The following is a 9594-nucleotide window of genomic DNA, read 5'->3' as shown; positions in this document are numbered from 1 at the left end:
CTCCGTGTCAGCCGATCTGCGGTCCGAGCAAGTCGTCGGCGTCGGTGATCCGGTACGCGTAACCCTGCTCGGCGAGGAACCGCTGGCGGTGCGCGGCGTACTCGGCGTCGAGGGTGTCGCGCGAGACCACGGAGTAGAAGTGGGCCTGGCCGCCGTCGTGCTTCGGACGCAGCAGCCGCCCGAGACGCTGGGCCTCCTCCTGACGCGAACCGAAGGTGCCCGACACCTGGATCGCGACCGAGGCCTCCGGCAGGTCGATGGAGAAGTTCGCGACCTTCGACACCACGAGCACCTTCAACTCGCCCGACCGGAACCGGTCGAACAGCGCCTCGCGTTCCTTCGTCTTCGTCGAACCCTTGATGACCGGGGCGTCGAGCGCTTCACCGAGCTCGTCGAGCTGATCGATGTAGGCACCGATGATCAGTGTCGGGGCGTCCTGGTGCTGCTCGAGGATCGACTTCACGACCGGGATCTTGGTGCGGGCGGTCGAGCACAGCTTGTACCGTTCCTCGGGCTCGGCGACCGCGTACGCCATGCGCTCGGCGTCGGTGAGGGTCACGCGGACCTCCACGCAGTCGGCGGGGGCGATCCAGCCTTGGGCCTCGATGTCCTTCCACGGCGCGTCGAACCGCTTCGGGCCGATGAGCGAGAAGACGTCGCCTTCGCGTCCGTCCTCGCGCACGAGGGTCGCGGTGAGACCGAGGCGGCGGCGGGACTGCAGATCGGCGGTCATACGGAAGACCGGCGCCGGCAGCAGGTGCACCTCGTCGTAGATCATCAGCCCCCAGTCGCGGGAGTCGAACAACTCGAGATTGCGGTATTCACCCTTCGACTTGCGGGTGATCACCTGGTAGGTGGCGATGGTGACCGGACGGATCTCCTTCTTCTCACCCGAGTACTCGCCTATCTCGTCCTCGGTGAGGGAGGTGCGGGCGATCAGCTCGCGCTTCCACTGCCGCCCGGCGACCGTGTTCGTCACGAGGATGAGCGTCGTCGCGCCGGCCTTCGCCATCGCGGCCGCGCCGACCATCGTCTTACCGGCACCGCACGGCAGCACCACCACACCCGAGCCGCCCGACCAGAACGAATCGGCGGCCAGTTCCTGGTAGTCGCGCAGGTGCCACGGATTCGTCTCGAAGTCCAGCGAGATCGAATGGGCCTCGCCGTCGACGTACCCCGCGAGGTCCTCGGCCGGCCAGCCGATCTTCAGCAGCATCTGCTTGACGCGTCCGCGCTCGCTCGGATGGACGATCACGGTGTCGTCGTCGATGCGCGCACCGAGCATCGGGGCGATCTTCTTGTTCCGCAGGACCTCGGCGAGCACCGCCCGGTCGAGGCTGACCAGGGTCAGGCCGTGCGCGGGGCTCTTGACCAGCTGGAGGCGCCCGTAGCGGCTCATGGTGTCGACGATGTCGACGAGCAGCGCCTGCGGGACGGCGAACCGGGAATGCGAGACCAGCGCGTCGACGACCTGCTCGGCGTCGTGACCGGCCGCACGCGCGTTCCACAGTGCCAGCGGCGTCACCCGGTAGGTGTGGATGTGCTCGGGGGCGCGTTCGAGCTCGGCGAACGGCGCGATCGCCTGCCGCGCCTCGTTCGCCCGTTCGTGATCGACCTCGAGGAGCACGGTCTTGTCGGACTGGACGATGAGCGGTCCGTCGGCCACGGACGCCTCCTAACACGGGAGTAGAGAGAACAACCTCTTTATTCTCCGGGCGCGGGGGCAGTCGCGCCACCAGAGGTTCGCTGTGACGGCCGGATTCTTGGATGCGATGACCCTGTGCATGATCTGTAGTATCTAGCGAACCACCCGCTCCACAAGCTCAGCATCCAGGTGGTAAGCCGTGGTTAGGGTCTGTTCGATCTGATCTGTTAAATACGATTTCCTGCTTTGCAGAGAAGCTGTGATCACGGTGTCCGTCTCATGCCGGAGCGAAACAGAGATCTTTTGTGCCTCTTCAGCCCAGCTGTCAATATCCGCGATATCGGTCTTGCTGAGCTTCGGGATCGGAACTGTGACAAGGAACGCTTTGCGATGCACCGCATACGAGCCTCGGTATTTTTTCCCGTTCACCGTAATGAAGAGGTCTACGACGGGATGGGAAAGGATGGCCTGAATTACTCGCATCGGATATGGGCATTCAGGTTTCGGTCGTAGCAGGTAGTACGGCCCACCATCGCCACCGCCGGGCACCACCAGTCCGTTGGTGTCCATGCCGTAGCGCGGGCTGAGGGAGAGTACTCGGACAACCAGCTTTGGGTCGTCCATCTGCGTCAGGCTCTGAGAACGGCCGTACGCCCAATATGCGTCTCCGGGGTCGGGTAAAATGCTGCGCCGGGTCAGGGCTGCACGGTGTGCTTCAAAGTAGGCGAGTGCTAGCGGGTAGAGGCTTTCCATCGTGGCTCGGTCGAAAAGCTTCGCACGACGCTTGCCGTTCCTGGCGTATTCGAACCCGTAGGGGAAGATGACCCACCTATCAGGCTCTGGCTGGCCGTCGTAGGTGTCGATCAGCTGGTCCTTTATCGCCGGGCGCAGGATCGCCCGTTCTATGGTCCTAGTGACACCGCCAATGTCCACGAAGGTTGCCGTCGATTCATTGTCGGAAATTGATTCTGGCTTGATGAAGTAGAGTTCGTCGCGAGAGGTTTGAACCCCTACAAACACGTGAACCCACCCCTCATCGCCGAGGTTGGCGACTGCGTGCTTCTTGAGTTGCTCGAAGAGTTCAGTCTGGTCCTCGGTAGCGATGGGCCAGATCGCTGACGTGAGGTCGTTACGTGCGATCGGGACTATCGTTGCTTTTCGAGACTCACGCCAAGCGGTGAGGTCAGAGACGAGTTCGAAACGAGCTGGATCCTTGGTCTTCGGCCCCGCAATTACGAGTCCACTATAGGTGGATCGCCCAGGGAAGACCTGTTCTTCCCCGAAGTGTACGAATCGCTCGATGCGTTCGCCGAGCTTGCCTCGAACTCCTGCGCCCGACAGATGGTTGGTGAAGCGGTGCGGGACGATCATCGCAAGACGACCCTGGGGAGCCAGCAGGTCGAGTGCACGCTCTATGAAAACGAGTGACAGGTCGAAACTGTGTGCAGCCGGCGCACTATACCCTGAGGAGGCGTGCTGTAAATATGTCAGCTGGTCCGGCATGAACTCGGATAGCGTCTGGATCCGAACGTACGGAGGATTCCCGACTATCACTTCGAATCCGCCGTTCGGGTACTTGTTACCGAACGCCTTAGCAAGGCTCGTCGGCAGTGCCGCAGCCCGTCGGTACGGAATGGACGCGGCTTCGGGCACAAGACGATCGAAGTCGTCCCTAACTACGCTGTTACCAGCAACTATATTTTGGTCGAGATTCGGTAGTAGAGCCGTGGCCTGTTCGACGTCGACGAAGTCGTCTCCGATGATTGCGAGGAGCAGGCTCAGCCTAGTGACCTCTACGGCTGCACCATCGATGTCGATCCCGAAGAGGCGATTCTCGACCAGGTCAGCACGTTCGCGGAGACCAACCTCTTGGCCTGAAAGCTCTGCGGCCGTGACCAGTTTGCTCAAGGTGTCTAGGAGAAAAGCACCTGAACCCACCGCGAGGTCCAACACCCGAAGACGTGAGCTGACCCCGTTCTCAAGGAACGGGGCGAGAGCACTTTGATTTAGTTCGTCGACAATGTAACCCGGCGTATGGACAATTCCACCAGCGTGGACGATCTCAGGTTTCTCCTCAAGGGAAACCCGTCGATAGTTATCGATGACGACCTGCTCAGCAAGGTACTGCTCGTACAGGCCCGCAAGGATCTCGGGTTTCAGTACCGCAAATGCGAACTGGGTGCGTGGCCAGTACATCTCTTCGATGACGCTTAGCAGCACGTCATTGCTGACTTTGATGCCGTCGAGCGCACGAAATATGCCCGCGTTAAAGACTGCGTCAGATCGCCGGAAGTGTCTGATGACCTCGTGCGAGTTCGCTGACTCCCAGAGTTCCTTGTACCGCGAAATGTTGCGGTCTTCGCACACGCGAAGAAATAACAGTGCGTTAAGCACCTTCTGTACACGGCGCCCAACTTCTGGCGCAAGCAAGCCCGTATTGAGAGCTGTGATGTCCTGAGCAAGTACAAGGCGCCAACGCCGGAACTCGGCCAGGAACGTCATGTCGAAAGGCGACTCTCCGCGAAGCGGTTCGGTGTAGCTATACACCTCGTTGAATCGCTTAGTAGAGACCGTCTCATAGGAGAGTCGTTCCCACAGTTCGTCGAACCGGTCGACGTAGTCCTCGAACGTGAAGCGGCATCCGGGAATAATCGCAACCTCGGCCGTATCCCCTTGCTTCGGATCGACCGTCGAGTCGTAAATGACCGTCTCGGCAAAATTTGTCAGTATGGAAGCCGGAAGGGACAGCGACCACCCGTACGTGCGTGACTGGATTGCTCCGTCATGCGCCGTACGTAGGCGGACTGAGGGCTTCTTAGCTTCTACTGGCATCCGATCGTACCCAGCCACACGTAGCCGGTAATCCGGGCGTCCCCATACGCTGTCGTTGTCGGAGCCCTGCCGTTCCATGACGACGTCCATGAGCATTTGCGGCTTGCCGCCCTCATTCCGGACATCCCACCCCAATGCGATCAAGAAGTCATCGATGAAGCTGACTCGAGCCTCCGTCTCCGTGAACGGCGAGTTGGCAGCAGACAGGATCTGGTGCTGCGGACGGTAGCGCTCGACAAGCTCGCGGATTTTGTCAAGCGCTTCAACCTTGGTACGGCGATGGAAGGGCACGTAGGGACCCTACCTACCTACGCCCGTGCCAATGAAGTTGTACAGCCCATGGGGGGAGTGCCAACCGTGTCGGTAGCGTGGGAGACAATCGGCGCATGCAGAGATTCGCGGCGAAGGCCGAACCGCAGGGTGACAAGCTCCGCGGCGGGTACTACACCCCTGACCTGATTGCTCGCTTCATTGCTGACTGGGTACTCGGTGCAGGTTCGACGGTACTCGAGCCGTCCTGCGGAGACGGCGCGATCCTCACACACCTTGCTCGCGATGGAGTCCGAGCTCAGGGCGTGGAGCTGTTTCCTGAAGAAGCAGCGAAGGCCCGAGCAGTCGCTGGCACTGAAGTTGCGAACAGCGACTTCTTTGCGTGGTTTACTCCGGACCGCTACGGCACCTTCGACGGCGTTGCTGGTAACCCTCCGTACATCCGTTTCGGATCTTGGGAGCATGAAGCCCGCGACCGTGCGCTTGGACTAATGCGAGGCGAGGGCATGAAGCCCTCTAAACTCACCAATGCCTGGGTGCCGTTCGTGGTTGCATCAATGATGGCTGTTCGTGAAGGCGGCAGGGTCGGGTTAGTTCTGCCCGCCGAATTGCTTCAGGTTGGATACGCCTCTCAGTTGCGCTCTTACCTCGTCGACGAGTGCTCGAAGATCACCTTGGTGTCGTTCGAAAAGCTTGTCTTCCCCGGAATCCTGCAGGAAGTTGTCTTGCTGCTCGCAACCAAGGGCGCGGGTCCCGCCGAGATCAACACCATTGAGGTACGCGACGCTGAGGTACTCGGGTCTGTTTCACTCGATAGTGCAGCCACGCGCGCCCACCTACACGAGTCCGAGAAGTGGACGAAGTACTATCTCGGGCCAGATGCCATTGAGTTGGTTCGTCGGGTACGTGCAGACCAGCGTATGGCGCCCCTGAGTCAGTACGCAGCAGCGAACGTCGGCGTTGTGACCGGTCGCAACTCGTTTTTTTGTCTTACGGAAGCAGAAGCCAGCGAGCGCGGACTAACCGATTGGACGATCCCGCTGCTGGCACGTAGTGCTCAGGTGCAGGGACTTTCCTTCACGAACGAAGACCTCGAATTGCAGGCCAGTTCCGGTGCTCGAACCCATCTTCTAGCCGTCAAACCAAATATCGACCTCACCAACGAGCCTGCCCTCGCTCAATACATCGCGATGGGTGAAGAAGATGGGGTTCACACCGGATACAAGTGCAGAATTCGCAATGAGTGGTGGGTCGTGCCCTCTGTATCCGTGCCGGATGGATTTATGCTGAGGCAGATTTCGACGCATCTGCGTATTGCCGCCAATGATGCCGGCGCGACTAGCACCGACACGGTCCATAGAGTCTTCACCAAGCCCGGAGTCGACATCCACCGACTGTCGGTCGCTGCGTTCAACTCTGTCACCCTTGCTATGTCGGAGGTGATCGGCCGTAGTTACGGAGGTGGGATCCTCGAAATGGAACCGTCCGAGTGCGGCGAACTGCCTATACCCGACCCAATAATTGTGCCGGAGGGTCTCGGTACAAAGGTCGACGAACTGGTGCGTGAGCGGTGTTACGAGGAGGCCCTTGACCTCGTTGACCGGACTGTACTCATTGACGGCGCTGGTATGAAAGAGAGTGACGTTGCTGCTCTTCGAGCGGTCTGGGAGCGTCTGCGCGACCGACGCCTCGCGCGCGGCAAGCGCTAGAAACCGCTTACTGAGGAACTCGACCCTGAGTTTTGTAGCTCTGGTGCCAATCAGGTGATGCGGATTATGGGCTGTCCGGCAGAGAGGCGCGTCGAAGGGTCTACACGTATCATCGTCGTTCACCAGGCAGGTACTAGTGCCTCGTCACGCAACCTTGGCCGGGTAATGCGGGTACTCGGTCCACGACCGGATCGGTGAGTCCGGGGCGAACCGGGTCTTCGGTTCCGCACGAGCATTGCGCCACCGCACGTACGCCGCGATCGCAGCGTTCTGCTCGGCATGATTGCGATGATCGGTGCCGCTCAACGCGAAATACCGCAACGCCGCGAACTCGGATTCGATCCAGTTCAACCACGACCCGTAGGTCGGCAAATACACCAACTCGACGTCGTTGTCCGCGGCCCACCGGCGGACAGTCAGGTGCCGGTGCGGGGAGAAGTTGTCGAGCACGACATACAACTTCTCCCCGGGCCACCTGGCCCGCAACACCTTGAGCAGCTCGAGGAACTCGCCGGCCCGCTTACGCGGCTTGATGCGGTAGTACATTCTGCCGGTGGATAAATCGAGGGCGGCGAGCATGTGCATCACCCCGTCATAGCGGTGATACGTCGCCCGCAACCGAAGCGGAGACGTCGCCGGCCGCCAACACCGGCCCTTACGGGGTTGCAGGTTCAGCGGCCCGAATTCGTCGACACAAACGACCCGTCCGTCGGTCGGCGGGGTGTCATACAGCTCGAGGATCGCGTGCATCTTCGACAAGAAATCCGGGTCGGTCGAGGCCTTCCACGTCGTGGTCGACTGCCAGGTGACCTTGCCCTCGCGCAGGATGCGGCGCAGCGTCTCACGACTGATGGTCGGCACGATCTTCTGCGCGATCAGGTGCTCGGCCAGTTTGGCCAGACTCCAGGTGGAGAATGCCGTGATCTTCCAATCGGCGGGGGACGTCCGGGCGATCAAGCAGATCTTCTCGCGAGTCTGCTCATCGATCGTCTTCGGCCGTCCCCCTCTCCATTTTGGGTGCAACGCCTCGAATCCGTGTTCGTTGAACGCGTGGATGACATCGCGGACGTAATCGTCGCTGACCTGCATCAACGAGGTGATGTCCTTGACGGTCTGGCCTTGCGCGGACATCAGCACCACGATCGCGCGACGGAGTTTGATCGGGTCCTTGGCGGTGCGGCTGATCTTCTGCAGCCGTCGCCCTTCTCCCATGGTCAACGATCGGACGAACACGCTCGGTTGACGTGCCACGACCACCTCCTTGTCTCGACTCGGAGACAGTCTGCCGTGGACGTGTCGGTCAGCCGCGGATTACCCGGTCAACAATCCGTGACGAGCCACTAGTAGGACTTTGTTAGGTTCACCACTTCCTGGTGTGGGGCCTCGGGATTCGGCGAGATGACCGGGTGGATTCCGCAGCCCTGACCGAAGTCTGTGAGCGTCTCGATGTGTGCGTCGACGAGGTGTTCTCTTCGCTCGATCGCAAGGATCAGCGAGCGACGGCCGGGGTGTATGCGCGGGTTGATGCTCGATGGTCGCCGCAAGTCGATGCAGCCGAGGGCCGGCCGGCTCGGGATCGATAACCAACGCCTGCAGCAGTTCGTCACCACTTCCCCGTGGGATCCGGTGCCGGTCCGGAAGACGCTCTCCCACAGGGCGTGTGATCTGATCGCCGGATGCGTGGGTGATCGACGACACCGGCTTCGCCAAGGACGGCGATGCCTCACTGTGCGTGGCCAGGCAGTATTCGGGCACCTTGGGCAAGGTCGGAAACTGTCAGGTCGCCGTCGGTGTGCACGCCGCCACCGATACCGCGTCCGCACCCCTGGACTGGCGGCTGTATCTACCCGAGAACTGGGAAGATCAGCGTTGCGACGATCCGGAGGCGGCCGCGGCGACCACGGCCCGCCGACGCCGCAACGCGATTCCCGATGATGAGCGGTATTGCTCCAAGGCGGTCATGGCCCTCGAGATACTCGACGAGCTGATCTCGTGGGGCTGGACCCACCGGTGATCGTCGCCGACGCCGGCTACGGCGACTCGGCCACCTTCCGGCAATCTCTGACCGACCGCAACGTGGCCTACGTCGTCGTGGTCAAGGGCGCCACCCTCGCCCATCGTGGTGACGCGGTCCCGGCCGCCGCCGCGTACTCCGGGCGCGGGCGGCCGCCGACCCGACGCGACCCGGCGGCGGTGACCTGCACAGACCTCGTGCTCGCTGCCGGTGTCGAAGCGCTGACCGAGATCACTTGGCGCCGCGGCATCAAGACCGGTCCGGGCAATCCGGCCGCGGCGATGCGCTCGAGGTTTGTGGCACTGCGGATCCGCCCGGCCAACCGCACCATTCCCCGCGATGAGGACGGTGTGCTACCGCAGGCGTGGCTGCTGGCCGAATGGCCGGCGGGCGCGGCGCAGCCCACCGACTTCTGGTTGGCCACCCTGCCCGAGGACACCCCGCTGTCGGAGTTGGTGCGCCTGGCCAAGATCCGCTGGCGTATCGAGCACGACTACCGGGAACTGAAAACCGGTCTCGGACTCGATCATTTCGAGGGTCGCTTCTGGCTCGGCTGGCACCATCACGTCACCCTCGTCACCGCCGAGCACCTGTTCCTGATGTCCCTGCGACTGATCGACCCAAAAGCGGTCGGGCGGGACTGACTCTCTACCGCATTGTGCATGAACTCCACCGCGCACTGGCGTATTGGATCGGTACTTGCCCGACCTGCCATCACACCTTCCCGACCTAACAAAGTCCTACTAGGACATGCCATGGAACCTCATGCGCGTCGAACAGCGCATCGGCTGCGTCGACCGGATCGGAGCCAGCTACGAGCACATCCAGGTCACCAACTATTTCTACGCCGACACGTCGAGCAACGCGTCTACGAAGGCATCGCCGAAGACTACGGCGACGTCACCGACATTGTTGGTGACGCCGCCCCGGTCCTGGGCAACATCGAAAAGGCCATCGAACAACTCGCGTTGGGCGACGGCAGCGACGAAGCCGTCGTCGACCAGGTCGACGCACTCAAGGGCGAAGTGGAACAGCTCCATACTCGCGCGGTGCAGGTGACCGATCTCGGCACCGCCCCGGACTCGGCCGACGAGGTAGAACCTCCCCCATGCTGCAGGGGGATC

The 9594-nt window shown here is 61.6% G+C and carries 5 protein-coding genes and 1 pseudogene; 2 read left to right on the top strand and 4 right to left on the bottom strand.

The window, feature by feature from the left end; all coding sequences use genetic code 11:
- Window positions 1-7: 7 nt before the first annotated feature.
- Together ACNJ7K_RS00120 and ACNJ7K_RS00115 are read right to left on the bottom strand one after the other, a co-directional pair.
- The gene (locus tag ACNJ7K_RS00120) at window positions 8-1666 is read right to left on the bottom strand and encodes a DNA repair helicase XPB (protein WP_230788057.1); all 1659 of its coding nucleotides are present in this window, start codon (window positions 1664-1666) and stop codon (window positions 8-10) included.
- A 132-nt stretch (window positions 1667-1798) separates the two neighbouring features.
- Window positions 1799-4768, bottom strand: a complete 2970-nt coding sequence (locus tag ACNJ7K_RS00115; RefSeq protein ID WP_487040950.1) for an Eco57I restriction-modification methylase domain-containing protein — start codon at window positions 4766-4768, stop codon at window positions 1799-1801.
- A gap of 95 nt (window positions 4769-4863) precedes the next feature.
- Between ACNJ7K_RS00115 and ACNJ7K_RS00110 the strand changes: the two genes are divergently transcribed.
- The gene (locus ACNJ7K_RS00110; RefSeq protein WP_487040949.1) at window positions 4864-6456 is read left to right on the top strand and encodes an N-6 DNA methylase; all 1593 of its coding nucleotides are present in this window, start codon (window positions 4864-4866) and stop codon (window positions 6454-6456) included.
- Between the two features lie 144 nt (window positions 6457-6600).
- Here ACNJ7K_RS00110 and ACNJ7K_RS00105 read toward each other — a convergent pair whose 3' ends face one another.
- On the bottom strand, window positions 6601-7707 hold the full coding sequence (locus ACNJ7K_RS00105) for an IS630 family transposase (protein ID WP_487040948.1): 1107 nt from the start codon (window positions 7705-7707) through the stop codon (window positions 6601-6603).
- A 155-nt stretch (window positions 7708-7862) separates the two neighbouring features.
- Between ACNJ7K_RS00105 and ACNJ7K_RS00100 the strand changes: the two are divergent.
- Window positions 7863-9114, top strand: a pseudogene (locus ACNJ7K_RS00100) (IS701 family transposase).
- Between the two features lie 198 nt (window positions 9115-9312).
- On the opposite strand, the gene ACNJ7K_RS00095 reads toward ACNJ7K_RS00100, so the two are convergent.
- Window positions 9313-9510, bottom strand: coding sequence for a hypothetical protein (locus tag ACNJ7K_RS00095; protein WP_487040947.1), 198 nt, complete (start codon window positions 9508-9510; stop codon window positions 9313-9315).
- Between the last annotated feature and the right edge of the window lie 84 nt (window positions 9511-9594).

It is taken from the genome of Rhodococcus shunpengi (genome assembly GCF_048381395.1).
Taxonomy (GTDB): domain Bacteria; phylum Actinomycetota; class Actinomycetes; order Mycobacteriales; family Mycobacteriaceae; genus Rhodococcus.
Note: the sequence above shows the minus strand (reverse complement) of the source record. Positions and strands in the feature narration are given on the sequence as shown.

Bases quoted from the DNA above. Each gene is read 5' to 3' on its own strand.
- ACNJ7K_RS00110 (WP_487040949.1), top strand. From the start codon at position 4,864: ATGCAGAGATTCGCGGCGAAGGCCGAACCGCAGGGTGACAAGCTCCGC.
- ACNJ7K_RS00095 (WP_487040947.1), bottom strand. From the start codon at position 9,510: ATGGAGCTGTTCCACTTCGCCCTTGAGTGCGTCGACCTGGTCGACGAC.